The organism is Pseudomonas sp. 2FE (assembly GCF_005503735.1).
Lineage (GTDB): Bacteria > Pseudomonadota > Gammaproteobacteria > Pseudomonadales > Pseudomonadaceae > Aquipseudomonas.
On the sequence record NZ_SCMO01000008.1, the window covers coordinates 26,530 to 50,417 of the forward strand.

The window sequence follows — 23,888 nt, forward strand, 5'->3', positions numbered from 1 at the left end:
TAGTGCAGGCCGACGGCAGGGCCAAGCGCCACAAACAACAACGCCCGACAGGGTGCCGGGCGTTGTTGAGGGCTAGCGGTGGATCAGGTGTTTTTCAGACGACGCAGATTACCGATCACCGACTCCAGGGCACGGTCGAACAACAACGCATCATCGACCAGGCGGATGGCGCTGCGGCGAAATTCTACGGCCAAGCCCATCCGGGTCTTTTCCAAGACTTTCATGCCGGCACGGTTGACGAAGATGTACTTGCCCGTTGGCTTGATCACCGCCGCCAACTTGCAACGCAGCTTGTGCTCCTCGCCCTCCTGGAGTTCCACCCAACTGCCGACGCGCAGGTTGTCCACCTGGAGCAGCGCCTCATCGTCGTCGGCCAGGCTGGCCTCCTGCTCCGGCTCCCGACTTTCGCCCGGCGCCAACAGGACAATTTCCTCAATCACCTCGACCATCGCCGGCACATCAACCAGCTCGGGGACATCCGCCAGCGGCAGCTCCAGCAGCGGCAACTCGACTCCAGCATCCGCCGCCAATACCTCAGCAGCCCCGGCAACAGCCGGCTGTTCGGCTCCTGGAAGCTGCCGCTTGAAGCGTTGGAAGGCCTGAACATGCAGGGCCTCCAACTGGCTGAAAAACGCGCTGGTGGAGAATGGATCGAACGCGGCGCTGGCCATCCCTTCACGTAATGCCTTGAGCAGTCCCGGCACCAACTCCAACAAGCGCAGGCGCGCCTCCGGATCTTCGTGCGGCGCAACGCTCCAGACCAAGTCATCCATGGTCGCCAAGGCCGCCAGCCACTCTGGCGAGCCAACGCCGTGCTTGAGGCACGTCAGCATCAGCACCTTGCTCCAGGCCTCTTGCAGCAAGCGCACCACCACCTCCGGCAGAGTCCGGCCAAGCAGGCGCTCATTCAACGCCTGCTCCACCTGCCGACGGGCCAATGCGGCCTTGGCGCTCCCCTCTTCGGCATCACGAGTGCGCTGCTCGAGGAGCTCGCTACGTCGGCGCTCATCGCCGGTAAAGGCCAGGAAGTCCGCCAGCAGCTCGGAAAAAATCGCCGGGTCATCGACAAAGTCATTCAGCAGACGTTGCACCACCTGCTCGATCTTCTGATACAGGCTGTCACGCTGGGTATTGTCGTGCTCAGCCCAACCCAACGCAGCCGCAGCAATTTCGTTGAGCAGGCGGCGAGCCGGATGGCTACCGCGACTGAAAAAGGTCTTGTCCAACACCGCCACTTTCAGCATTGGAATCTGTAAACGCCCGATCAGCGCTTTCAGCGAGTCCGACAGCGTGCGGTCATCCAAGATGAACTCGAACAGCATGGAGACCAGGTTGATGACGTCCTCATCCACCTCGCCAACCACACGCGCCTTGCCAGTTTTAACGCTGGCGCGACTCAGCAGCTGCTCCAACTGCTGACGCAGATCGAGCTCATCCATGGCCGCTGGCGCAGGCGCGCGCTGCTGCAAGTGCGACAACAAGCGCAGCAGATCATTGCTGGAAATCGGTAGCCCATCCGCCGCCATCTCGCGCCGCGGCAAGCCTGTGCCGCGGACCTGCGCAAGCAGCTCCTGAAGTACGCCGAACACCTCCTGCACGCCTTCGGCAGCGTAGCTCCCACCCTCCGCGGGCAGAGCCGCCCCCTCCTCACGCCCAGAACGCGAGTCCGATGCCGGCGCCTGTCCAGGCTTGCGGCGAGTAGGCGCCGACTTCAGCTCCGGTAGCACACCCGCAGCCACCAACTGCTGGTTGGCCTCGGCGTAGAGTTGATCGAGATCACTCAGTACATACTTTTCGAATAACTTGAGAATGATCAGCTTGACCCTGATCTCCACTCCCAGACCGCTGCAGGCCTCGAGGAAAAACCCGCAAAGCACCGTAGGCCCCAGGGGGTTGGACTTGTTATCGAGCTTTTTGCTGACCACCGCATTCAGGCGAGTGGTCAGATGGCCTAGCGCGACACCGTCGCGACTCGTCACCTTGGCCACCATGGAGTCCAGCGCTACCGACTCTTCCAGTTCATCGTTCTGGATCAGCGCGAGCGTGTCGAAAGACACCGCATCCAACTGCGGCGCCTTGCCAATTTCGTATTGGTTGAGGGTGGCGAAAGACTCGAAGACTTTTTGCAGGAAGCCACGCTCAATGCTTTTGCGCTTCAAGCGCAAATCACGCATGGCTTCGAAGAAGGTGTTCTGCTCGGCATTGCTGGTCGCGCGATCGGCCATCTCGAAGAGCGTGTCGTCCGCGTTATCGAACAGCGCTTGCAGCGCCTGCTTAAGCTGCTGGGCAGCCTTATCGCGGACCTGGATCAGCGCCACGGGCAGCCTTCCCGCCGACGGAGTTGGCGAGTGCTCAGGGGCAACCTTGTTCAGCTGCACCACTTTCGCATCGGTCATTGCAAGTCTCCCGCAGACGGCCCCTCTCGGGCTTATTCGCCTGCACAACGATCAACTGGGCCTCACCCGCAACGTCAAAGGCCTGGCGCCAATATTAAGCAAGCAGAGAGTCATTATAGAGATCAATCCCGACCTTCAAGCCGACTTTTCCTCCAGGCATGACCCACGTCACAGATGTACCGCACCAGCCTCCCAGCGGCTACCCATGCACGACCAACGCACTATCGGTCTCGCAAAAAGGTCAGGTCTGCTATCAATCACGCTGCGCCCGCCGTCGACCCTCCCTATAATCGCCCGATCTAGACAGTGGAGCCAGCCATGCCGAACCTCATCCTCGCCGATCTGAGCGCAGAAATCGAAGCCAACGTCCGCCGCGCCTTACGCGAGGATATCGGCAGCGGCGACATTACCGCCCAGCTGATCCCCGCCGAACGCCTGGCCCAGGCCACTGTCATCACCCGTGAAGCGGCGGTGATCTGCGGCTCCGCCTGGGTCGATGCGGTGTTCCGCCAGCTCGACCCACGGGTCGCCGTGCATTGGCAGGTGCAGGACGGCGAACGCGTAGCGCCCAACCAAGCCCTGTTCCACCTGGAGGGCCCGGCTCGTGCGCTGCTCAGCGGCGAGCGCAGTGCCCTGAACTTCCTCCAGACTCTCTCCGGCGTCGCCACCCGCTGCCGCCACTATGCCGACCTGGTGGCAGGCACCGGGGTCAAATTGCTCGACACCCGCAAGACCCTGCCCGGCCTGCGCCTGGCACAGAAATACGCCGTCACCCGCGGCGGCTGCCACAACCACCGCATCGGCCTCTATGACGCCTTCCTGATCAAGGAAAACCATATCGCCGCCTGTGGCGGGATCGTTCAAGCCGTGCAAACCGCCCACAAAATCGCCCCCGGCAAGCCGGTGGAAGTGGAAGTGGAGAGTTTGGCAGAGCTGCAGGAAGCACTGGATGCCGGCGCGGACATCATCATGCTCGATGAGCTCAGCCTGGAGGAGATGCGCAGCGCCGTGCAACTCACCGCCGGCCGCGCCAAGCTGGAAGCCTCCGGCGGCATCAACGAAAGCAGCCTGAGGACTATTGCCGAGACAGGCGTGGACTATGTTTCGATTGGCGCACTGACCAAGGACGTCAAAGCCATCGACCTGTCGATGCGCCTCAGCCTCTGACGCATAGGGTGGATTAACCGCCCAGCGGCGTGGTCCACCGAACCAAGGGCAAGAGGATTGACGAAAAGCCCGGCAGCCAGAAACCACAAGCCCCACTTCGGGAGCAGGGCGTGTGACGCTTCAGGCTAGGCCTGAAGACTTTGACAAAGAGGGGTATCGCTAGCCCTTGCCGTCCGGAACAAAGTCCAAGACCTTGCGCGCGTCCGGATCAAAACATACCGAACCACTCTGGTAAGAGCTTTCGATATCGACCCGCAAACAGGCGTTCTCCCCACCCTCGCCAGCGCCACGCAGGATCTTCACTAGCGCCTGACGATCGGCAGGCATTTCACGGTACAGATCCACACGCCGCTGAAGAGGCGTTTCGCCATCGAGCAGGGCTTTCGTATGTTGGGCCAGAAACTCCGCAGCGTTCGACGGAACCTCGACATAAAAGAACTTCGGCGCCCATCCGCTGAGACCGTCCAGAACCTGCGGTTCGACATTCAACTGACGGTAATCCTCACGACTGACCACGTAGAACGTATCGAACACATGCACGACCGCCAGCGGCCGCGCATTGCTCACGACATAACAACCGGCAACCAGCGCCAGGGTCTGCACCAGGACAACCAGCGACAGATCCCTGACCAGCTCCAGCCTCGGCTTCAGCGGGTTGAACACTATCAGGGTCAGGCAAGGCCCCAGCACAAGATCGACAGCGAGGATGATTCTCAGCCCTTCCCAGCCTCCGGCGGCCAGAAACAACGCACCGGGGAAAAACAGGAACAGCGCAATCGACGCCAGCAGCACAAAGACCAGCAGGCCGAGCAGCAAATGCAGCGCAGAAGCGCGCCAGCGACTCATCGACTTCGTCATATCTCCATCCCAAGTAAAAAACCAGACGATCTGAAAGCTGTATATCCGACAACCACACAACAAAAAACCCCTTAGTTAAGGGGTCTTCTGCTTAGCTCAAGAGCGGCACCACGGGGCACTCAGCGCATCCCGGGCTGCCGCTTCCCGATTAGCGGCACTCGCCCGGCGCGAACTGGGCCGGCAGGGTTCCAAGACCGCCAAGTTGCGGCATGTTACGTGTAGCTGAAGTTCCAACGCTGTTGCTAGCAGAGGCACAGCCCCAGTCGATGGAGCCAGTCACCGGCGGAGCAGCCGCAAAATTAGTAGCCAAGTCAACCGGGGCGGCGCCGCCGCCGACCTGTATGTAGGGGGTAAAAACCAGAGTGGCAGAAGCCGGAATACTACCAACGTTTCTCTCGTCGAGAATAACGGTAATTTCGCCGCTAGCACCGTTAATAATCACCTGCCGCACATATTTACTGGTGGCACCCAAGTTCCCAGCCTGGGCATTGAAAGCAATCGCGGCTGCTGCCAGCTCAGCCACCGTATTGGAACTCTCGGCGACTATGGTCTTAGCACTGCTGGCCAGGCCCACACCCTCGGTTACCCGGGCGCGGATGGTGTAGTCCTGATAAGCCGGCAGCGCTACAGCAGCCAGGATGCCGATGATCGCCACCACGATCATCAATTCAATCAGGGTAAAACCCTTTTGCAGTTGAGCTTTCATTTGAATCTCCATGAGTTGTTAGGCCTTCCGCCTGTTAGAAACGCAGCAAATAGCGCGCCAACTCAAAAACCCCCGCAGAGCGCCTTAAATCCGTGCCGATCCGCCCATACGGCGACAACCATTAATCCGCACCTTGTGACACTTTTTGCCACCCGCTTGATCGCCGTTTGGCAGTCTCGGGCATCTGCGCTATAAGGCAGGGCATTGTGTCTATGAGTTCCTTGTCATGAATGACGCCGTATCCCTCTCGGGCCTGGCCAGGCAGATGGTGCTGGCCGAACTGCTGGATGAAAAAAGCGCCCAGCAGGCGCAGCAACAGGCCCAGCGCAACAAGCTGTCGCTGGTCACCTACCTGGTGCAGAACAAGCTGGTGAAAAGCCGCGCCCTAGCCGAGCTGGCGGCCGAGCAGTTCGGCGTGGCCTTTCTCGACCTCGGCAGCCTCGACAAGGAGGGCCAACCCAAGGATCTGGTCAGCGAGAAGCTGATTCGCCAACACCGCGCCCTCCCCCTGTGGCGCCGTGGCAACAAGCTGTTCGTCGGTGTTTCCGACCCCAGCAACCACCAAGCCATCACCGACATCCAGTTCAGCACCGGGTTGAATACCGAAGCCATCCTGGTCGAAGACGACAAGCTTGGCGATGCCATCGAAAAGTTTTTCGATAACGCCGCCAACGGCATGGAAGATCTCGGCGATGTCGACCTGGACGGCGTAGACATTCAAGCCGTTGATGAGGACAAGCAAGATACTGCCGAGGGCAATTCGGCGGACGATGCGCCGGTGGTGCGTTTCGTGAACAAAATGCTGCTGGATGCGATCAAGGCCGGCTCGTCCGACCTGCACTTTGAGCCCTACGAGAAGAGCTACCGGGTGCGTTTTCGTACCGACGGCATCTTGCATGAGATCGCCCGGCCACCCATCCAACTGGCGCCCCGTATTTCCGCGCGACTCAAAGTCATGGCCAGCCTGGATATCTCCGAACGGCGCAAGCCGCAGGATGGGCGCATCAAGATGCGCATCTCGAAAAGCAAGTCGATCGATTTCCGGGTCAGCAGCTGCCCGACCTTGTGGGGCGAGAAGATCGTGATGCGGATTCTCGACCCTTCAAGCGCGCAGATGGGCATCGATGCCCTCGGCTATGAGGAGTCGCAAAAAGACCTGTATATGGCCGCGCTGAAACAGCCACAAGGCATGATCCTGGTCACCGGCCCAACCGGTTCCGGCAAGACCGTTTCGCTGTATACCGGCCTGAATATTCTGAACACCGTTGACGTCAACATTTCTACCGCCGAAGACCCGGTCGAGATCAACCTGGAAGGGATCAATCAGGTCAACGTCAACCCCAAGCAGGGCATGGACTTTGCTCAGGCATTGCGCTCATTTTTGCGCCAGGACCCCGACATCATCATGGTCGGCGAGATCCGCGACCTGGAAACCGCCTCCATCGCCATCAAGGCCGCTCAGACCGGCCATATGGTGATGTCTACCCTGCACACCAACAGCGCCGCGGAAACCCTGACCCGCCTACGCAATATGGGTGTGCCCTCGTTCAACATTGCCACCTCGGTCAATCTGATCATCGCCCAGCGGTTAGCCCGCAAGCTCTGCACCAGCTGCAAGAAAGAGCTACAGATTCCGCGCGAGGCGCTGCTGGAAGAAGGCTTTCCGGAAGACAAGATCGGCACCTTCAAGGTTTATGGCCCTGTCGGCTGCGAAAACTGTAATGGCGGCTACAAGGGCAGACTCGGTATTTATGAAGTAGTTAAAAACACGCCCTCCCTGCAGCGGATTATCATGGAAGAAGGCAACTCCATTGATATTTCAGTACAAATGCGCAAAGACGGCTTTAATGACCTGCGCACCTCGGCTCTGCTGAAGGCCATGCAGGGCGTTACCAGCCTCGAAGAAGTAAACCGCGTGACTAAGGACTAAGCCATGGCCGTGAAAGCGATAAAAACCAGCACCTTCAGCTGGGAAGGCACTGATAAGAAAGGCTCCAAGATCAAAGGCGAAACAAGCGGCCAAAACCCAGCCCTGGTCAAAGCACAGTTGCGCAAGCAAGGCATCAACCCGACCAAGGTGCGAAAAAAATCAGTCTCACTGTTCAGCGCCGGCAAAAAAATCAAGCCTATAGACATCGCCCTGTTTGCGCGGCAGATGGCCACCATGATGAAGGCCGGCGTACCACTGCTGCAGTCGTTCGACATCATCGGTGAGGGGCTCGACAACCCGAACATGCGCAAATTGGTGGACGACATCAAACAGCACGTTGCGGCGGGCAATAGCTTTGCGGCGGCCCTGCGTACACGCCCCCTCTACTTCGATGATCTGTTCTGCAACCTGGTGGATGCCGGTGAGCAAGCCGGTGCCTTGGAAGACTTGCTGGATCGTGTCGCAACTTATAAAGAAAAGACCGAGGCCCTGAAGGCCAAGATCAAGAAGGCGATGAACTACCCAATGGCAGTAGTAGGCATTGCGATCATTGTTTCTTGCATCCTGCTGATCAAAGTAGTTCCGCAATTCAAACAGGTATTTACCAGCTTCGGCGCAGACCTCCCCGCCTTCACCTTGTTTGTGGTCGGGCTGTCGGAGTCATTACAAGCAAACTGGTATATGTTCATTTTAGGCATAGTTGCGTTCGTTTTTGCTTTTCAAACAGCCAATAAACGCTCGGAAAAGTTCCGCAACTGGCTTGACCGCACAATACTCAAGGCGCCGATTGTTGGCGACATCATCTACAAAGCGGCGGTAGCACGTTATGCTCGAACATTGTCCACTACCTTTGCTGCAGGCGTTCCACTGGTAGAGGCCCTGGACTCCGTTGCAGGGGCAACAGGTAATATCGTATTTAAAAACGCGGTACATAAAATAAAGCAGGACGTTACCAGCGGCATGCAGCTGAACTTTTCAATGCGTACAACTAACGCATTCCCATCAATGGCGATTCAGATGACCGCCATCGGCGAGGAGTCCGGTGCACTGGATATGATGCTCGATAAAGTCGCCAGCTATTATGAGGCCGAGGTCGATAACGCCGTCGATGGTTTAACCGCGTTGATGGAACCCTTGATCATGTCTGTACTGGGCGTACTGATTGGCGGCCTAGTTATTGCCATGTACCTGCCTATATTCCAACTGGGTGCCGTGGTTTAACTCATGTCCTTGCTCGATTTTTTGGCCAGCCATGTGCTGGCCTTTGTTTTATGTGCGCTGCTATTGGGCCTGCTTATCGGCAGCTTCTTGAATGTCGTGGTCTATCGACTACCCAAGATGCTGGAGCTCGACTGGAAAGCCCAGGCGCGCGAGATTTTGGGCATGCCGATTGAGGCGAGCGGCGAAACTTTCAACTTAATCCTCCCTAACTCCCGCTGCCCGCACTGCGGCCACGAAATAAAGCCGTGGGAAAACATTCCGGTCATCAGCTACCTGTTCTTGCGCGGTAAATGTTCGAGCTGCAAAACTCTGATCAGCAAGCGCTACCCGCTGGTGGAGCTAGCCTGTGGGCTGCTATCCGCCTATGTAGCCTGGCACTTCGGTTTTAACTGGCAGACCGGCGCCATGCTGCTGCTGACCTGGGGCCTACTGGCGATGAGCCTGATCGATGCCGACCACCAGTTGCTGCCGGATGTACTGGTGCTGCCGCTGCTGTGGTTGGGCCTGGCCCTCAACTACTTCGGCCTGTTTACCAGCCTGGAGGATGCACTCTGGGGCGCGATTGCGGGCTACCTGAGCCTGTGGTCGGTGTATTGGCTGTTCAAGCTGGTGACCGGCAAGGAGGGCATGGGCTTCGGCGACTTCAAGCTGCTGGCCATGCTCGGCGCTTGGGGTGGCTGGCAGATTTTGCCGCTGACCATTCTGCTCTCGTCGCTGGTCGGCGCTGTGCTTGGCGTGATCATGCTGCGCCTGCGCAATGCCGAAACCAGCACCCCTATCCCCTTTGGCCCTTATCTGGCGCTTGCCGGCTGGATTGCGCTGCTCTGGGGTGATCAAATAACCGGGACTTATCTTCAATTCGCCGGTTTTAAATGACTAAACCCTGGATTCTTGGCCTGACGGGCGGCATCGGCAGCGGCAAAAGCGCGGCTGCTCAGCACTTTATCGAGCTTGGTGTACATACCGTAGACGCCGACCACGCCGCGCGCTGGGTCGTGGAGCCCGGCCGGCCGGCCCTGGCACAGATAGTTGCGCACTTCGGTGAAGCGGTGCTGCAAGCGGATGGCCAGTTGGATCGTGCGGCTTTGCGTGCACGCATTTTCCAGCACCCGGAAGAACGGCGCTGGCTGGAAGCACTGCTGCACCCGCTGATCGGGCAGGAGATCCTCAGCCATCTGGCCCGCGCCGAATCCCCCTACGCCATCCTGGTCTCGCCACTGCTGGTGGAATCCGGCCAACACCAGCTGACTCAGCGGGTGCTGGTAGTGGATGCCCCTGAGCAGTTGCAACTGCAACGCACCATGCAGCGCGATCAAGCGCCCGAAGCACAAGTGCAGGCCATTCTCAAGGCCCAGGCCAGCCGCGAAGAACGCTTACGCCACGCCGACGATGTACTGCTCAATGACCGCGATCTAAACTGGTTGCAGACTGAAGTCGAACGCCTGCACCACTTTTACCTGACACTGCGCGGAGGCCAGTCATGAGCCAAGCCCCAACCGTTACCTGCCCCACCTGCGGCGCCCCAGTCGAATGGGGCCCGCAAAGCCCGAGCCGGCCCTTCTGCTCCGAGCGCTGCAAACTGATCGACCTGGGCGCCTGGGCGGCGGAAGAGCACGCGATTCCCGGCGACCCGCTGGAAGACGACATCTTCTCTGGCGATCTACCGCCACGGCAGCATTGATCAGCCCCGCCCCATAGCTGCCCAGCAGCAAGCGGATCAAGGGCGCATAAAGCTGTAATCGCGCCCGTCATCCAGGTTTTCCGCCAAGAACTGCAGCTCTTGCGCCAGGTCAGCTGCGCTGCGCCCCTGCTTGCTCCGCTCCACCACGGCGCTGAGCAAGGCGCGCAAGCACAGCTGCTCGTCATACCCCGCCTCCCGTGCAGCAGCCAGACTGCGCTGCAGCTCCTGTTTCGCCCATGCATGAACACCCATCGCCCATCCTCCCGCAGTGATTCGCCTCAGAATGGCGGCTATGCCGTGACGGGACTTGATGCAGATCAACTGGCACGCTGCCATCCAGAGGCTGAATCAGTGGGAATCAGCGCGGCGGCTCGTCATCCTTCCAAGGCGCCTGCAGGTAACGGCTACGATTAAAGGTTTCCAGCCAGTCCGGCTGAAACACTACCAATGCGGTCACCAGCATGCCGTTGATAAAGGCCTCGGGGAACATCACCAACCAGAGATAACCGACAAAATCCTCCAGCCAGACCGGCATGGGAAAACGGCCATCGATCCAGAGCACGCCCAGCCCAACCAGCACACAGAGCAGCGCCGCCAACGCCGCAGGAAAGAAGCCCGAGCAGAAGATATAAACAAACAGGTTACGCGGCTGCGCACGCTCCACCAGCAGCGCGCAGACCTCGGTGACCAGCACCGGGATCAGCACCAGCAACACCCCATTCAGTCCCAACGCGGCGAGGTCTTGGCGACCGATGGCGAGCAGGCCGAGCTGCGCCGCCAGACCGCCGAGCACCGCCAGCGGCCAGTCGAGCAGCAAGGTCACGGCCGTCATGCCAATGAAATGGAAGGACACCCCAACGTCGAAGTCACGCCGCACCAGCCACAACAGGAACAACCCCAGCACGGTGCCAAACAGCAGGTGCTGGCGTCGAGCGTCACTGAATAACTCCAGCCACGGCGTACGCCAGGCGGCCCAGAACAGCGCGGGCAGATAAAGCGCCCAGCCTATGGATAGGCTTGTCGGTGAAAGCAGCTCAGCGGCAATTATGGGATCACCCGTCCCAGCACCCACCGCCACAACGACAGCAACCCCAACAGCAATCCAGCCCAGAGCCTCACACCGATGCCCCTCGAGTGGAATACAGCTGAATATCTTCGCGCGGCCCCCAGCCCGGCTGCGCCTCCCAAAAAGCCAGGGCCTCAGGCGAATCACGGAGAACAAACACGTGGGATTTTTGCACCCCCAGCGCCGCCAGCCGCGCGAGCGCTTCAACCAACAGGGCTTGCGCCAGCCCCTGACCGCGGTACGCCTGATCGACCACCAGATGCTGCAGATAACCACGGCGCCCGTCATGCCCGACCAACACACAACCGGCCAGCTGACCCTCAATTTCACTCAGCAGGCTCAAGCCTGGATTTCGCAACAAGTAGGCGCAGAACGGCTCGAAAGCATCCTCCGGGCGAATACAGATGCCCGGCGTACGCCGCCACAGCGCCAGTAACGCCGTGTGATCGGCAGACCTGATGGGGCGAATCGACATGGGCACCTCCAAACCGACTAATGGCTCAGTCTACACCGCGGCAAAGCTCGCCACAGAGCCACCCGCTGCCGCTGCAAGGATTGTGGGAATCAGCTAAAGTCGCGCCCCCTTTGGCAGCCACGTATTCGCCATGCAACCGCTTTTGCCCCGCCTTGCTTTAGTTTTCACCCTCCTCTGCGCGTCACCGCTACAGGCCACCGAAGGCCCTTACGGCAGAGTCCAGATCGATGAGGTCACTAGCATCTATGATGGCGACACCTTCCGCGTGACTATCCGTGGCTGGCCCGCAGTCGTCGGCCAACGGGTGCCGGTACGGCTCTACGGCATCGACACACCAGAAATGCGCGACCAGCGCCCCAAGGTGCGCGATCTGGCCCGCCGCGCCAAGCAGTTCAGCGTCGAACGCCTGCGCCGCGGCAAACGCATCGAGCTGCGTGAGATTCGTCGCGACAAATACTTCCGCCTGCTCGCCGAAGTCTGGATCGACGGGCAAAGCCTCGGCGGCCTGCTACTCAAAGCCGGCCTGGCCAAGCCCTACGACGGGGGTACCAAGAACACTTGGTAGGGGGCTAAGCTTGCAGACATGGATGACTCCGACTATCTACGCCTGCTGACCCATCAGGCCGAACAAGCCAACGCCTTCCTCTCCAATGCGCGCAAGTGGGAGCGCGAGCGTTGGGTCTGCCAACGCCTGTTACAGGCGCTGAATGTCCCGCACCGGCTCGAGGAGTTCGGCGCTGCCAGCCAGGAACCCCCGGACGTGCTGTTTCGCGAAGCCAGCTTCGAGGTGTTTTTTGTCCTCGACGAAGGCCGCCGCCTGAATGACGAATGGCGCGCCGAGCTGGAGCGGCGCCGCAGTGCCTTCTCCCTCAGTCAACTGGTGCGCCGCGAAACCCGCCCACGGCGAATTCCCGCAGCCGAACTGCAGGCCCGCCTGGCGCCGACTTTGCGCAAGAAGGCCCACAACTACCGCGAACGCGGCCTCGATCTCGGCGAGCTGGACCTGCTCGCCTGCGTCAATCTGAAACGCGCCATCGCCGACTTCAACAGCTCCTTTCCACCTCCCACCGAGTTTCTGCGCCAAGGTTGGCGCTCACTCTCGCTAGTCGGCCCGAACTTCGCGCGCGTGCTGTTCGCCCACTCGGGCGCGCCAGACTTTCTGCGCAACAACCTCGGCCGCAGTGTGCTGCTGGATGTCGGGATCAGCCTATGAGCCCGCTGCAGGAGCTGCTCGCTGACGTCCCGCAACAGGGCCGCGTGCGCTGGCTTGGCATACGCCCGAGCGCACGCGCACAGATGCTCGAACTGGAGGTGGTGGAGGCCCGACGTGAAGCCGGCCTGACCGGCGACCATGCCCGCCCTGGCCCGCGCAACGCCCGCCAGGTGACGCTGATTCAGTGGGAACATCTGGCCGTGATCAGCGCACTGCTCGGCCGCACCCCAGACCAGCCAATCACCCCAGAGGATTTGCGCCGCAATATCGCCATCAGCGGGATCAATCTGTTCAGTCTGAAAAATCGGCGCTTCCGGATTGGTCAGGCCGTGCTAGAAACCACCGGCTGGTGTCAGCCCTGCGCGCGACTGGAACAGCGCCTGGGTCGTGGCACCTTCCAAGCCACGCGCGGCCATGGCGGAATTACCGCCCGCGTACTACGAAGCGGCATTATTCATCTGAATGACGACCTCTGCGTTGAGCCCTTGTGAAGTGCGCAGCTAGAGCAGCTAGAATGGATCACCCCCTATCGAGGCATCTATGTCCAGCCGACTGAGTCCTGACGACCAACAACGCGTCGAGCAGTACCTGAGTGCCCCCCAGCACCAAGTCGAACGCCGGCCCTTTCGGCCCTGGTTTCTGCTGATCATTGTATTGGCCGTGGTCATCGGCCTTGGCCTGTTAAGCCGCCTGCTGAGCCGTTTAGTGCTATGAGCTGCTTCGCGCTCGCCTATCCGGCCACCTCCCGAATCCCTGAAAGCCTTATGAGATATCAACATGTCCCATCGCATTGTGATTGTCGGCGGCGGCGCCGGCGGCCTGGAACTTGCCACCCGCCTGGGTAGCACCCTGGGCAAACGCGGCCAAGCCAAAGTCATACTGGTCGACGCCAACCTGACACATATCTGGAAGCCTCTGCTGCACGAGGTGGCCGCGGGCTCGCTGAACTCCTCGGAAGACGAGCTGAACTACGTCGCGCAGGCCAAATGGAACCACTTCGAGTTTCAGCTCGGGCGTATGGCCGGGCTTAATCGTGCAAATAAGCAGATCCACCTGGCGGCTGCCCTCGATGAACAGGGCGAAGAACTGATGCCCGAGCGCGCGCTGAGCTACGACAGCTTGGTCATCGCCGTCGGCAGCACCACCAATGATTTCGGCACCCCCGGCGCCGCCGAGCATTGCCTGTTTCTCGATACCCGCGAACAGGCTGAACGCTTCCACCGCCAGCTGCTCAGCCACTACCTGCGCGCCCACGCCAGCCAAAGCGACGCGGACGAACACATCAGCGTGGCGATCGTCGGCGCCGGTGCCACTGGCGTCGAGTTGGCCGCCGAACTGCACCACGCCGCCCACGAACTGGCCGCCTATGGCCTGGATCGCATCCAACCGGAAAACATGCGCATCACCCTGATCGAGGCCGGCCCGCGTGTGCTGCCAGCACTCCCCGAGCGCATTGGTCAGCCCGTACACAAGACCTTAGAGAAGCTCGGCGTCACCGTGCTGACCAATGCCGCCGTTAGCGAAGTGACCCGCGAAAGCCTGAAGACCGCTCAGGGCCAGACCATCTCCGCCAGCCTCAAAGTCTGGGCCGCCGGCATTCGCGCCCCGGGGTTTCTGCAGGATCTGGATGGCCTGGAGAGCAACCGCATCAACCAACTGCAAGTGCGCCCGACCCTGCAAACCACACGCGACGACAACATCTTCGCCTTCGGTGATTGCGCCGCCTGCCCGCAACCGGACAGCGATGGCCGCAACGTCCCGCCACGCGCGCAAGCGGCGCACCAGCAAGCCTCGCTGCTGGCGAAGTCGCTCAAGTTACGGATTGAAGGGCAGGCGCTGCCGGAGTATCGCTACCGCGATTACGGCTCGCTGATCTCCCTGGCGAGCTTTTCCGCGGTGGGCAACCTCATGGGCAACCTAACCGGTAGCGTGATGCTCGAAGGCTGGCTGGCGCGGATGTTCTATGTCTCGCTGTACCGCATGCACCAAATGGCGCTGTACGGCATCTTCCGCACCCTGATGCTGATGCTCGGCGACCGTATTGGCCGCAGCACCGAGCCGCGCCTGAAGCTGCATTAAAGCGCCTGTAGGGGCGAATTCATTTCGCCCCTTGGGCTGTAGGAGTGAACAAATCCACTTATACAACACGTACCGCGAAAACAAAAAAAGCGCCCAGAGGGCGCTTTTTTTGTCGGCTACAATGCTTTTAACATCTCGCCTTAAGATTCAACCCTTTACTGAAACAAGGGCAGAAAATGGTGGGTCGTGTGGGATTCGAACCTACGACCAATTGGTTAAAAGCCAACTGCTCTACCAACTGAGCTAACGACCCAAAAATGGTCGGGGTAAGGGGATTTGAACTCCTGACATCCTGCTCCCAAAGCAGGCGCGCTACCGGACTGCGCTATACCCCGGTCGAAAGATTGGCTCCGCGACCAGGACTCGAACCTGGGACCCAATGATTAACAGTCATTTGCTCTACCGACTGAGCTATCGCGGAACTACTAGCCTTCATCTCTTTTTACGGCTTAGGTGTTATCCGTTTCCCGTATCAGAGGCGCGCCATTTTACGGTTCTAGGCGACGCTGTCAACCCCTTAAATAGCTTTTAAGACAATGCTTTGCAGCTGCGTGATGGACTGCTATACGTTTCCTTAAGATTCGCAGCAGGACGCACCAGCCACCAGGCTTAAACCAGGACAGTCCATGAGTAACCAGGACACACCACCCACCCCCCCCAAAGTGTTCCAGACATTGGCCAGCCGTGGCATTCAGCCACGCTTTGGTGAATTAGTGCAGGGGTGCCGCAAGCTCGCCATGAACCGCCTGGCCGAGCACATCTCCGGGGTCTTTGGCCAGGTCGATGACACGCTCTTCGAGTGTGCGGAGAAGGCCGAAAACAATCAGGTGCAGACGCTGTTTTTCGACAACATGCGCGAAATCCGCAAGCAGCGTCCACAAATCGAGCGCGCCTACCACCAACGCGTGGCGCAAAATTTCTCGAACTTTCTCGACGGCACGCTAAAAGCCCAGGCCCCACCAGAAGAACTGACGGCCGAACAACTGTCGCTGGTACAGAACGAGGATTACGAGGAAAGCCTGCAAGTCACCAATATGGTCAGCCGAGTCAAAGCGCGCTGCGCTCAACCGCTATTTGCCTTGGAGCAGCGCCTGGCAGTGCTGAACAACGGGCAGAAACTCGGCGAAGACAGCAATCCTTTCGGCCCCCAGGCCATCGCCCAGGCCTTCCGTGAAGCACTGGCGCCCTTCCCCTTCCCGGCGCAGATCAAAACCATCCTCTACATGCTGTTCGACCGCCACGTCATGCAGAGCCTCGACCGGCTCTATGACGCGATGAATCAGCGGCTGATCGACGCCGGCGTGCTGCCCAACCTGAAATACAGCGCGCAACGTGCGACCAGCAGCACGCGACCGTCACCCTCAGCCGCCCCTGAGCCTAATGTCGCGGCGTCGACTGACGGCATCCGCCCGAGCAGCCAGCCTCCTGCCGCCACCAGCAGTGGGGCGGCTCCCGTGGCGGCGCCACTCGACCTTAGCCCCCCGAACGATCCTGGCGCCCTGTTCAGCGGCTTGGCGGCCCTGCTCGGCGAGCACCGCGAGCGCCGCCAGCACGATGTGGACGCCCCACTGCTTGGCGGCACCCGCAGCATCGCCAGCTTCGCCCCGCGCGGTGCAACTCGCACCTATAGTGCCAATGAGCTGCTGGATGCCCTCAATCGCCTGCAACAACAGTCGGCCCACGACCTTTCGCAGCGCCTACAACACCCACAACAGGTAGAAGAACTCAAGGTCGATCTGCAGCAACAATTGGAGACCCACAGCAGCCTGCCCGGCCAACAGAAACTCTCCGATCAGGAAGCCGATGTCATTGACCTGGTGGGGATGCTGTTCGACTTCATCCTCGACGACGACAGCCTGCCGGACAACTGCAAGACCGCCCTCTCCCATCTGCACACCCCTTACCTGAAGGTCGCGCTACAGGACAAAGCCCTGTTCACCCAACATCACCACCCGGCCCGCCGCCTGCTCAACGCCATGGCCCAAGCCTGTGTGCTGTATGGCGGCGAGGGCGACGAACGCGGCCTGCTGGCGAAAGTGCAGTGGGTGGTCGAGCGGGTAATTCAGGGTTTCAGCGGTGATCTGCTGCTGTTCGAAAGCCTGCTCGAAGAGTTCAACGAATACGCCAGCAACCTCCAGCACAAGGTCGAACTGCGTGAGCGCCGCGCCGTGGACGCGGCCAAAGGCCGCGACAAACTACTCGGTGCCCGCCAACAGGCGGTCGAGGTAATCGACCGCACCCTGGCCGGTCGCGAGCCCCCCGCCCTCATCCGCAACTTCCTTGAGCTGACCTGGGCCGACACGCTGGTGTTCGTGCTGCTCCGGCACGGCGAACGCAGCGCCGAATGGCAGCGCGCGGGCGAAGTAGCCGAACAGCTGGCCTGGAGTAGTACCCCGCTGAATGCCGCTGGCCGTGAGCGCTTGCAAGGGTTGCGCGTGGCCCTGCTGGACGACCTGCGTAAAGGTCTGGAGCTACTCGGCGGTTATCATGAAGACGGCATCCGCCGTCTGCTGCAAGATATCGTCGCCTGCCAGCATGCGGTGCAGGCGAAACAGCCGCAGGTCGCCGCCCAACTCAAGCCCATCCTGTCGGAAAGCCCGCTGGGCGCCATGCTCGGTGAGGATGCCGCGCTCGCCAGCACAGCGCCACGCGCCTCTGGCCTGTCGCCACGGGCACAGATGCTGGCCAAGGAACTGACGCAGATCGAGTTCGGCACCTGGTTTGAGTTTACAGAGGGAGAACAGGTTCGCACGCTCAAGCTGTCCTGGTTCAGTCCAACCACGCACAACTATATGTTCGTCGATCACAGCGGCCAACGTGTGGCGATCAAACCCCTTACGCTGCTGGCCAGTGAGATGGAGCAGGGCTTGGCGCGCATCGTCCCCCATGAACGCGGCGCGCCCCTGGTGGATCGCGCTCTCACAGCCATCTACCGCGTGCTGCAGCGTTTTTCCGGCCGCACAGCAGACCCCACTTAAGGAGCCGCAATGGAAGATCGTCGTCAGCACAGCCGCCACAGACCCGAGCTGCAGCTGGAAGTCTTCGACCTGCATACCGAAAAACGCCTCGGCCGCGTGGTCGACCTCTCCGCCGATGGCTTCATGTTGTTCAGTGACCGCCCGCAGGTGGCCGACGCCCTGCTCGAATGCCGCCTGGTAGCGGCGCAGGCGGTAGAGGGGGTCAGCGAGGTTAAGCTCGGCGTTGACTGCCTGTGGAGCCGCCCCGGCGCGGACGGCCAGCACTCCTGGGCCGGTTTTCATATCATCGACCTGGCGGAAGATCAGGTCGCCGCGCTGGAGGTGCTGCTTCGACACCTCTGAGCGTCGACAAAAAAGCCCTGCACTGCAGGGCTTTTGATCGCTTGCACAGCGGTCTTAGGCGAAGACGATCTCGTCACCCTCAACCGTACCCGTGACGCTCGCCCCAGGGGCGAACTTGCCGGCCAGAATCAGCTGCGCCAGCGGGTTCTCGATCCAGCGCTGGATCGCGCGCTTCAACGGCCGCGCGCCATATACCGGGTCGTAGCCAATGGCGATCAGCTTATCCAGCGCCTCGCTACTCAGCTGCAGATTCAGCTCGCGCTCAACCAGGCGCTTACGCAGGCGCCCCAGCTGGATCTCGGCAATACCGGCGATCTGCTCCCGCGCCAGTGGCTCGAACACCACCAGCTCATCGATCCGATTGACGAACTCCGGGCGGAAATGCGTACTCACCGCATCCATCACTGCGGCACGCTGCGCCTCACGATCACCGACCAACTCCTGAATCTGCACCGAACCCAGATTGGACGTCATCACGATCACCGTGTTGCGAAAATCCACGGTACGCCCATGGCTGTCGGTCAGGCGGCCATCTTCCAGCACCTGCAAGAGCACGTTGAACACATCCGGGTGCGCCTTCTCCACCTCATCCAGCAGCACTACGGAGTACGGCTTACGGCGCACCGCCTCGGTCAGGTAGCCACCTTCCTCATAACCCACATAGCCCGGCGGCGCACCGATCAAGCGCGCCACCGAGTGTTTCTCCATAAACTCGGACATGTCGATCCGCACCAGCGCCTCTTCGGTATCGAAGAGGAACTCGGCCAGCGCCTTGCACAACTCGGTCTTACCGACCCCAGTGGGGCCAAGGAAGAGGAACGAACCACTCGGCCGATTCGGGTCGGACAGCCCGGCACGCGAGCGGCGCACGGCGTTAGCCACCGCGGTCACGGCTTCGTTCTGTCCGATCACCCGCTGATGCAGCAAGCCTTCCATTTTCAGCAGTTTGTCGCGCTCGCCTTCTAGCATCTTCGACACCGGAATACCGGTCCATTTGGAGACAACCTCGGCGACCTCCTCCTCGGTGACCTTGCTGCGCAGCAACTGGTTTTCCGCCTTAGCGTGCTGACCGACCATCTGCAGGCTGCGTTCGAGGTCGGGGATGATGCTGTACTGCAACTTAGCCATCCGCTCCAGGTCGCTCTTGCGCCGGGCAGTTTCTAGCTCTTGGCGCGCCTGTTCGATCTTCTGCTGGATCTGCGCCGTGCCCTGGACTTCGGCCTTCTCCGACTTCCAGATGTCTTCCAGATCGGCATACTCACGCTCCAGCCGAGCGATTTCCTCCTTCAGCTTTTCCAAGCGTTTGAGCGCCGCCTCATCGTCCTCCTTCTTCAACGCTTCACGCTCGACCTTCAGCTGAATCAGCCGGCGCTCGAGGCGGTCCAGCACCTCCGGCTTGGAGTCGATCTCCATGCGAATCCGACTGGCAGCCTCGTCGATCAGATCGATGGCCTTGTCCGGCAGTTGGCGGTCGGTGATGTAGCGGTGGCTCAACTTCGCCGCCGCGATGATCGCCCCGTCGGTAATCGCCACCCGGTGGTGCACCTCGTAGCGCTCCTTGAGACCGCGCAGGATGGCGATGGTGTCCTCCTCGCTGGGCTCATCCACCAGCACCTTCTGGAAGCGCCGCTCCAGGGCCGCATCCTTTTCGATGAACTGGCGGTACTCATCCAGCGTGGTGGCGCCGACGCAGTGCAGCTCGCCACGCGCCAACGAGGGTTTGAGCATGTTACCGGCGTCCATCGCCCCCTCGGCCTTGCCCGCGCCGACCATGGTGTGCAGCTCGTCGATAAACAGAATGATCCGCCCTTCCTGCTTAGACAGTTCATTGAGCACCGCCTTCAGGCGCTCCTCGAATTCACCGCGGTACTTGGCGCCGGCGATCAGCGCGCCCATGTCGAGCGAGAGCAGGCGCTTGTCTTTCAGACCATCCGGCACTTCACCGTTGACGATGCGTTGCGCCAGCCCCTCGGCGATCGCGGTTTTGCCGACGCCTGGCTCACCGATCAACACCGGGTTGTTCTTGGTCCGCCGCTGCAGCACCTGAATGGTCCGGCGAATTTCGTCATCGCGGCCGATCACCGGGTCGAGCTTGCCCTCTTCGGCCCGTTTGGTCAGATCGATGGTGTATTTATCCAGCGCCTGACGCGCTTCCTCGACGTTCGGGTCATTCACCGCATCGCCGCCGCGCAGGTTGTTTACCGCGTTCTCCAGGGCCTTCTTGCTCACGCCCTGGCCGAGCAGCAGCTTGCCGAGCTTGGTGTTCTCGTCCAGCGCGGCGAGCAGCACCAGCTCGCTGGAGATAAATTGATCGCCTTTCTGCTGCGACAGGCGATCCGCCTGATTGAGCAGGCGGACCAAGTCCTGCGACAGGTTCACATCGCCGGTCGGACTCTGGATTTTCGGCAGTTGGTCGAGCGACTGGGTCAGCGCCTGGCGCAGGCTGTTCACATCGAAGCCAACCTGCATTAGCAGCGGCTTGATCGAACCACCCTGCTGTTCGAGCAAGGCCTGCATCAGGTGCAGCGGCTCGATCGCCGCGTGATCGAGGCCGACCGCGCCGGACTGGGCATCGGACAGCGCCAGTTGCAGCTTGCTGGTTAAACGGTCAATTCGCATAGCGTCATCCTTCCTTTAAGAGCAGGCCGGCGCGATGAGCGTGCCTCTGACGAAAGCCTGCCGAGATACCAGTCTAGATGAGGTCGATTGTGCGAGATTCAAGCCAGGCGGCGTTGATCCAGATCAGTCGGCCAGCCAGATCAGGCTGGCGAAACGGCCGGTGCGCGCGCTGCGCCGGTAGGAATAGAAGCGTGGATCGCTGTGGGTACAGAAGCCGCCGCCATACACCGCGGTGACGCCACGCGCCGCCAGCCGCAGACGCGCCAAGGCATAGATGTCCGCCATAAAGCGCCCGGAATTCCGACTCGGGAGGAACGCTGCCGCGGTTTGCGGATGAACCGCGACAAAAGCCTCACGGACTTCCGCGCCGACTTCGAAGGCCTGCGGGCCAATCGCCGGGCCAAGCCAAACCAACACCTCTTCGGCCGGCAGCGCCAACCTATCCAGCGTCGCCTCCAGCACCCCGCCGACCAACCCACGCCAGCCGGCATGCGCTGCCGCCACACGACTGCCGGCTCGGTCGCAAAATAGCACCGGCAGACAATCGGCAGTCATTGCAGTACAGGCGACGCCAGGTGTGGCCGTCCAACTGGCATCGGCTTCAGCGACCAAACGCGGATCGGCCTTCGCCACGCCAATCCCATGCACCTGACGCAACCAGGCGGGCTGGCAACCCAGTCGCGCAGCCAGACGCTGACGGTTTTCTGCCACGGCGGCGGGATCGTCCTCGACGTGATCGCCGAGGTTGAAGGTATCGAAAGGGGCCGCGCTGACACCACCCGTGCGGGTGGTGACGCAGGCCTTGACCCGGGCTGGCGCAGGCCAGTCCGGTGTCAGCCAGTCGCTCGCCCAGGCGCTCACTCAGCAGCACTCAGCCGACAAAGGCTTCGCGGTCCTGACGCAGCAGCGTCAGCAGCCAGACGAAGTCATCCGGCAAGGGTGACTCCCACTTCATGCGCTGGCCGGTGACCGGGTGATCCAGCTCCAGGAAGCGCGCGTGCAGGGCCTGGCGTGGGAAGTCCTTCAGCGCCTGAACCATGGTCGGGCTCGCGGCCGGCGGAATGCGAAAACGCCCGCCGTAGGCCGGATCGCCGACCAGGGGGAAGTTCACATGGGCCATGTGCACACGAATCTGATGGGTCCGCCCGGTTTCCAGCTTGACCCGGGTGTGGGTATGCGAGCGGAAGCGCTCTAGCACACGGTAATGACTGATGGCTTGCTTGCCGCCCTCCATCACCGCCATGCGCTGGCGCTGCTGACCGTGCCGCCCGATCGGCGCGTCAATCTTGCCACCCGCGGTGATCACCCCGATCACGATGCATTCGTAGATCCGACTGACCGAACGTTTCTGCAGCTGATCGACCAGATTGGTCTGCGCTTGCAGCGTCTTCGCCACGACCATCAGACCGGTGGTGTCCTTGTCCAATCGATGGACGATGCCGGCGCGCGGCACGTTGATCAGCTCGGGGATGTGGTGCAGCAACGCGTTCAGCAGCGTGCCGTCCTGATGCCCGGCCGCCGGGTGTACGACCAGGCCCGCCGGCTTGTTCAGCACCAGCAACTGGTCGTCTTCGTAGACGATATCCAGCTCAATGTCCTGGGCGATCCATTCACCTTGGGCTTCCTGCTCAGCTTCCAGCTCCAGCACGCTGCCGCCATGCACGATATCCCGCGGGCGCAACACGGCACCGTCGACCGTCAGGCAGCCGTCTTTGATCCAGGCGGAAAGGCGCGAACGAGAGTGCTCGGCGAAGAGTTGTGCGGCGACTTGATCGAGACGTTGCCCGCCCAGTTCGGACGGCACCTCGGCGCGCAGTTGAATCGCTTGTTTAATAATTGGAGGCATGCTCGGTAACGGCGCGGCGCAGCCTTTGGTTTCGGCTACGCGCTTGTGGTTAAATACGGCGTCTTTGTCCCGGGGAACCGGGGCGCCCATCATAACAGGACGGCTCTGCCCAAGACAGCCAGCCGTCACAGGGACGCAAGCCGCCATGCAAGTGAAACACCTGCTGCTGATCGCCATTCTCGCACTCAACGTCGCTTGTTCTTCCAATGATGTAGTCGATGAGAACCTGAGTGAGGCCGAGCTGTACCAGCAGGCACAGGCCGATCTGGACAATAAAAGCTACACCAGCGCAGTCAGCAAGCTGAAGGCACTTGAGTCGCGCTATCCGTTCGGTCGCTATGCCGAGCAGGCACAGTTGGAACTGATCTACGCCTACTACAAAAACATAGAGCCGGAGGCCGCCAAGTCCGCCGCCGAGCGCTTTATCCGCCTGCACCCGCAGCATGCCAACGTCGATTACGCCTATTACCTGAAAGGCCTGGCCGCCTTCGACCAGGATCGTGGCCTGCTGGCGCGCTTTCTACCGCTGGACATGACCAAGCGTGATCCGGGCGCGGCCCGTGACTCCTTCAACGAGTTCGCCCAGCTCACCAGCCGCTACCCGAATAGCCGCTACGCGCCAGACGCCAAGCAGCGCATGATTTACCTGCGCAACCTGCTAGCCGCCTACGAAATACACGTTGGCCACTACTACCTGACACGTCAGGCCTATGTCGCCGCCGCCAACCGTGGCCGCTATGTGGTCGAGAACTTCCAGGAAACTCCCGCCGTCGGCGATGGCCTGGCAATCATGACCGAGGCCTACCAGCGCCTGGCCCTGAACGAGCTCGCCGCGACCAGCCTGGAAACCCTGAAGCTGAATTACCCGGATCACCCAAGCCTGGTCGACGGCCAGTTCGTAGCGCAGGAAGAGGAAGCCGACAATCGCTCCTGGCTGAGCAAAGCCACCCTCGGCCTGATCGAAAGCGACGCTCCGCTACCACCGGGCGAAACCCGCGCCAGCCAGGACGTGATCAAGCAGTACGAAGATGCCCAGGAAGAGATCCCGGACGAGCTGCAACCGGAAAACCAGGGCGAGGCGCAGGAAGAAGAACACCAGGCGGAAGGCAACAATGACGACCGCTCCTGGTTCAGCTATATGACCTTCGGCCTGTTCGATTGAGATAGGCGAAGAACAAAAAAGGGAGGCCATCGGCCTCCCTTTTTTGTTTTGCTTTATTCGTAGGGTGGGTTAGCCGGTACGTGGCGCTGCCTGCGGCAGCGTTGGCGGGTTACGCCGCTGCGCGGCTAACCCGCCCTACAAAGCAGCTC

The 23,888-nt window shown here is 60.9% G+C and carries 23 protein-coding genes and 3 tRNA genes; 14 read left to right on the forward strand and 12 right to left on the reverse strand.

Annotated elements, in window-relative coordinates; genetic code table 11:
• Window positions 1-83: 83 nt before the first annotated feature.
• A complete protein-coding gene (locus FFS12_RS13420; RefSeq protein WP_137887283.1) occupies window positions 84-2,396 on the reverse strand; it encodes a DUF1631 domain-containing protein in 2,313 nt (770 codons plus the stop codon).
• Between the two features lie 318 nt (window positions 2,397-2,714).
• Between FFS12_RS13420 and nadC the strand changes: the two genes are divergently transcribed.
• Window positions 2,715-3,563: a carboxylating nicotinate-nucleotide diphosphorylase gene (gene nadC / locus FFS12_RS13425; protein WP_137887284.1), complete on the forward strand. Its 849-nt coding sequence runs from the start codon at window positions 2,715-2,717 to the stop codon at window positions 3,561-3,563.
• Window positions 3,564-3,722: 159 nt separating this feature from the next.
• Here the strand turns inward: nadC and FFS12_RS13430 are convergent, their stop codons facing one another.
• On the reverse strand, window positions 3,723-4,409 hold the full coding sequence (locus FFS12_RS13430; protein ID WP_218568981.1) for a hypothetical protein: 687 nt from the start codon (window positions 4,407-4,409) through the stop codon (window positions 3,723-3,725).
• A gap of 160 nt (window positions 4,410-4,569) precedes the next feature.
• Complete coding sequence (locus FFS12_RS13435; RefSeq protein WP_137887286.1) at window positions 4,570-5,127, reverse strand: pilin; 558 nt, start codon at window positions 5,125-5,127, stop codon at window positions 4,570-4,572.
• A gap of 226 nt (window positions 5,128-5,353) precedes the next feature.
• Here FFS12_RS13435 and pilB point away from each other — a divergent pair, with 226 nt between their 5' ends.
• From pilB to yacG, 5 genes are read left to right on the forward strand one after another with little or no spacing between them, the layout of a single operon-like run.
• On the forward strand, window positions 5,354-7,057 hold the full coding sequence (gene pilB / locus FFS12_RS13440; RefSeq protein ID WP_137887287.1) for a type IV-A pilus assembly ATPase PilB: 1,704 nt from the start codon (window positions 5,354-5,356) through the stop codon (window positions 7,055-7,057).
• A 3-nt stretch (window positions 7,058-7,060) separates the two neighbouring features.
• Window positions 7,061-8,278, forward strand: a complete 1,218-nt coding sequence (locus tag FFS12_RS13445; RefSeq protein ID WP_137887288.1) for a type II secretion system F family protein — start codon at window positions 7,061-7,063, stop codon at window positions 8,276-8,278.
• A 3-nt stretch (window positions 8,279-8,281) separates the two neighbouring features.
• Complete coding sequence (locus tag FFS12_RS13450) at window positions 8,282-9,154, forward strand: A24 family peptidase (RefSeq protein WP_137887289.1); 873 nt, start codon at window positions 8,282-8,284, stop codon at window positions 9,152-9,154.
• Window positions 9,151-9,762 carry a dephospho-CoA kinase gene (gene coaE, locus FFS12_RS13455; RefSeq protein WP_137887290.1) on the forward strand — a complete coding sequence of 204 codons (612 nt, stop codon included), beginning with the start codon at window positions 9,151-9,153 and terminating at the stop codon, window positions 9,760-9,762. Before FFS12_RS13450 ends, coaE begins: the two co-directional genes overlap by 4 nt.
• Window positions 9,759-9,959 carry a DNA gyrase inhibitor YacG gene (yacG, locus tag FFS12_RS13460; protein WP_119952301.1) on the forward strand — a complete coding sequence of 67 codons (201 nt, stop codon included), beginning with the start codon at window positions 9,759-9,761 and terminating at the stop codon, window positions 9,957-9,959. Before coaE ends, yacG begins: the two co-directional genes overlap by 4 nt.
• Before the next feature lie 36 nt (window positions 9,960-9,995).
• Here yacG and FFS12_RS13465 read toward each other — a convergent pair whose 3' ends face one another.
• The 3 genes from FFS12_RS13465 to FFS12_RS13475 form a co-directional block, all read right to left on the reverse strand.
• Window positions 9,996-10,211, reverse strand: a complete 216-nt coding sequence (locus FFS12_RS13465; RefSeq protein ID WP_137818215.1) for a hypothetical protein — start codon at window positions 10,209-10,211, stop codon at window positions 9,996-9,998.
• Window positions 10,212-10,317: 106 nt separating this feature from the next.
• The gene (locus tag FFS12_RS13470; protein WP_137887429.1) at window positions 10,318-11,007 is read right to left on the reverse strand and encodes an energy-coupling factor ABC transporter permease; all 690 of its coding nucleotides are present in this window, start codon (window positions 11,005-11,007) and stop codon (window positions 10,318-10,320) included.
• A gap of 67 nt (window positions 11,008-11,074) precedes the next feature.
• Entirely contained in the window at window positions 11,075-11,500 is a 426-nt protein-coding gene (locus FFS12_RS13475; protein WP_137887291.1) for a GNAT family N-acetyltransferase, read from the reverse strand.
• 130 nt (window positions 11,501-11,630) lie between these two features.
• Between FFS12_RS13475 and FFS12_RS13480 the strand changes: the two genes are divergently transcribed.
• The 5 genes from FFS12_RS13480 to FFS12_RS13500 all read left to right on the forward strand — a co-directional run bounded on the left by FFS12_RS13480 (window position 11,631) and on the right by FFS12_RS13500 (window position 14,792).
• Entirely contained in the window at window positions 11,631-12,065 is a 435-nt protein-coding gene (locus FFS12_RS13480) for a thermonuclease family protein (protein WP_137887292.1), read from the forward strand.
• 18 nt (window positions 12,066-12,083) lie between these two features.
• Window positions 12,084-12,713 carry a DUF1780 domain-containing protein gene (locus tag FFS12_RS13485; RefSeq protein ID WP_137887293.1) on the forward strand — a complete coding sequence of 210 codons (630 nt, stop codon included), beginning with the start codon at window positions 12,084-12,086 and terminating at the stop codon, window positions 12,711-12,713.
• On the forward strand, window positions 12,710-13,204 hold the full coding sequence (locus FFS12_RS13490) for an MOSC domain-containing protein (protein WP_137887294.1): 495 nt from the start codon (window positions 12,710-12,712) through the stop codon (window positions 13,202-13,204). The genes FFS12_RS13485 and FFS12_RS13490 overlap by 4 nt, the downstream gene beginning before the upstream one ends.
• 49 nt (window positions 13,205-13,253) lie before the next feature.
• On the forward strand, window positions 13,254-13,427 hold the full coding sequence (locus tag FFS12_RS13495) for a DUF3094 family protein (protein WP_137887295.1): 174 nt from the start codon (window positions 13,254-13,256) through the stop codon (window positions 13,425-13,427).
• Between the two features lie 63 nt (window positions 13,428-13,490).
• Window positions 13,491-14,792, forward strand: a complete 1,302-nt coding sequence (locus FFS12_RS13500) for an NAD(P)/FAD-dependent oxidoreductase (RefSeq protein WP_137887296.1) — start codon at window positions 13,491-13,493, stop codon at window positions 14,790-14,792.
• A gap of 177 nt (window positions 14,793-14,969) precedes the next feature.
• Here FFS12_RS13500 and FFS12_RS13505 read toward each other — a convergent pair.
• The 3 genes from FFS12_RS13505 to FFS12_RS13515 form a co-directional block, all read right to left on the reverse strand.
• Window positions 14,970-15,045 (reverse strand) — tRNA-Lys (locus FFS12_RS13505).
• Window positions 15,046-15,050: 5 nt separating this feature from the next.
• Window positions 15,051-15,127: transfer RNA gene (locus tag FFS12_RS13510), tRNA-Pro, on the reverse strand.
• Between the two features lie 10 nt (window positions 15,128-15,137).
• Window positions 15,138-15,213, reverse strand: a tRNA-Asn gene (locus FFS12_RS13515).
• Window positions 15,214-15,418: 205 nt separating this feature from the next.
• On the opposite strand from FFS12_RS13515, the gene FFS12_RS13520 reads away from it, so the two are divergent.
• A complete protein-coding gene (locus FFS12_RS13520; protein WP_137887297.1) occupies window positions 15,419-17,770 on the forward strand; it encodes a DUF1631 domain-containing protein in 2,352 nt (783 codons plus the stop codon).
• Window positions 17,771-17,779: 9 nt separating this feature from the next.
• Entirely contained in the window at window positions 17,780-18,112 is a 333-nt protein-coding gene (locus tag FFS12_RS13525) for a PilZ domain-containing protein (protein ID WP_137887298.1), read from the forward strand.
• A 54-nt stretch (window positions 18,113-18,166) separates the two neighbouring features.
• Here the strand turns inward: FFS12_RS13525 and clpB are convergent, their stop codons facing one another.
• The 3 genes from clpB to rluD form a co-directional block, all read right to left on the reverse strand.
• Window positions 18,167-20,731, reverse strand: coding sequence for an ATP-dependent chaperone ClpB (gene clpB / locus FFS12_RS13530; protein ID WP_137887299.1), 2,565 nt, complete (start codon window positions 20,729-20,731; stop codon window positions 18,167-18,169).
• Window positions 20,732-20,854: 123 nt separating this feature from the next.
• Window positions 20,855-21,592, reverse strand: a complete 738-nt coding sequence (pgeF, locus tag FFS12_RS13535) for a peptidoglycan editing factor PgeF (RefSeq protein ID WP_137887300.1) — start codon at window positions 21,590-21,592, stop codon at window positions 20,855-20,857.
• 10 nt (window positions 21,593-21,602) lie between these two features.
• Window positions 21,603-22,577: a 23S rRNA pseudouridine(1911/1915/1917) synthase RluD gene (gene rluD, locus FFS12_RS13540; protein WP_171006429.1), complete on the reverse strand. Its 975-nt coding sequence runs from the start codon at window positions 22,575-22,577 to the stop codon at window positions 21,603-21,605.
• A gap of 145 nt (window positions 22,578-22,722) precedes the next feature.
• Here rluD and FFS12_RS13545 point away from each other — a divergent pair, with 145 nt between their 5' ends.
• A complete protein-coding gene (locus FFS12_RS13545; RefSeq protein WP_137887301.1) occupies window positions 22,723-23,739 on the forward strand; it encodes an outer membrane protein assembly factor BamD in 1,017 nt (338 codons plus the stop codon).
• The last annotated feature ends 149 nt before the right edge of the window (window positions 23,740-23,888 follow it).

Excerpts from the sequence above, each read along its gene's own strand:
- FFS12_RS13525 (WP_137887298.1), top strand. The coding sequence starts at position 17,780 with ATGGAAGATCGTCGTCAGCACAGCCGCCACAGACCCGAGCTGCAGCTG.
- FFS12_RS13545 (WP_137887301.1), top strand. The coding sequence starts at position 22,723 with ATGCAAGTGAAACACCTGCTGCTGATCGCCATTCTCGCACTCAACGTC.
- FFS12_RS13475 (WP_137887291.1), bottom strand. The coding sequence starts at position 11,500 with ATGTCGATTCGCCCCATCAGGTCTGCCGATCACACGGCGTTACTGGCG.
- rluD (WP_171006429.1), bottom strand. The coding sequence starts at position 22,577 with ATGCCTCCAATTATTAAACAAGCGATTCAACTGCGCGCCGAGGTGCCG.
- FFS12_RS13520 (WP_137887297.1), top strand. The coding sequence starts at position 15,419 with ATGAGTAACCAGGACACACCACCCACCCCCCCCAAAGTGTTCCAGACA.
- coaE (WP_137887290.1), top strand. The coding sequence starts at position 9,151 with ATGACTAAACCCTGGATTCTTGGCCTGACGGGCGGCATCGGCAGCGGC.
- FFS12_RS13435 (WP_137887286.1), bottom strand. The coding sequence starts at position 5,127 with ATGAAAGCTCAACTGCAAAAGGGTTTTACCCTGATTGAATTGATGATC.
- nadC (WP_137887284.1), top strand. The coding sequence starts at position 2,715 with ATGCCGAACCTCATCCTCGCCGATCTGAGCGCAGAAATCGAAGCCAAC.
- FFS12_RS13495 (WP_137887295.1), top strand. The coding sequence starts at position 13,254 with ATGTCCAGCCGACTGAGTCCTGACGACCAACAACGCGTCGAGCAGTAC.
- FFS12_RS13420 (WP_137887283.1), bottom strand. The coding sequence starts at position 2,396 with ATGACCGATGCGAAAGTGGTGCAGCTGAACAAGGTTGCCCCTGAGCAC.
- FFS12_RS13430 (WP_218568981.1), bottom strand. The coding sequence starts at position 4,409 with ATGAGTCGCTGGCGCGCTTCTGCGCTGCATTTGCTGCTCGGCCTGCTG.
- FFS12_RS13445 (WP_137887288.1), top strand. The coding sequence starts at position 7,061 with ATGGCCGTGAAAGCGATAAAAACCAGCACCTTCAGCTGGGAAGGCACT.
- clpB (WP_137887299.1), bottom strand. The coding sequence starts at position 20,731 with ATGCGAATTGACCGTTTAACCAGCAAGCTGCAACTGGCGCTGTCCGAT.
- FFS12_RS13485 (WP_137887293.1), top strand. The coding sequence starts at position 12,084 with ATGGATGACTCCGACTATCTACGCCTGCTGACCCATCAGGCCGAACAA.
- pilB (WP_137887287.1), top strand. The coding sequence starts at position 5,354 with ATGAATGACGCCGTATCCCTCTCGGGCCTGGCCAGGCAGATGGTGCTG.
- FFS12_RS13465 (WP_137818215.1), bottom strand. The coding sequence starts at position 10,211 with ATGGGTGTTCATGCATGGGCGAAACAGGAGCTGCAGCGCAGTCTGGCT.
- FFS12_RS13480 (WP_137887292.1), top strand. The coding sequence starts at position 11,631 with ATGCAACCGCTTTTGCCCCGCCTTGCTTTAGTTTTCACCCTCCTCTGC.
- FFS12_RS13490 (WP_137887294.1), top strand. The coding sequence starts at position 12,710 with ATGAGCCCGCTGCAGGAGCTGCTCGCTGACGTCCCGCAACAGGGCCGC.
- FFS12_RS13500 (WP_137887296.1), top strand. The coding sequence starts at position 13,491 with ATGTCCCATCGCATTGTGATTGTCGGCGGCGGCGCCGGCGGCCTGGAA.
- FFS12_RS13450 (WP_137887289.1), top strand. The coding sequence starts at position 8,282 with ATGTCCTTGCTCGATTTTTTGGCCAGCCATGTGCTGGCCTTTGTTTTA.
- yacG (WP_119952301.1), top strand. The coding sequence starts at position 9,759 with ATGAGCCAAGCCCCAACCGTTACCTGCCCCACCTGCGGCGCCCCAGTC.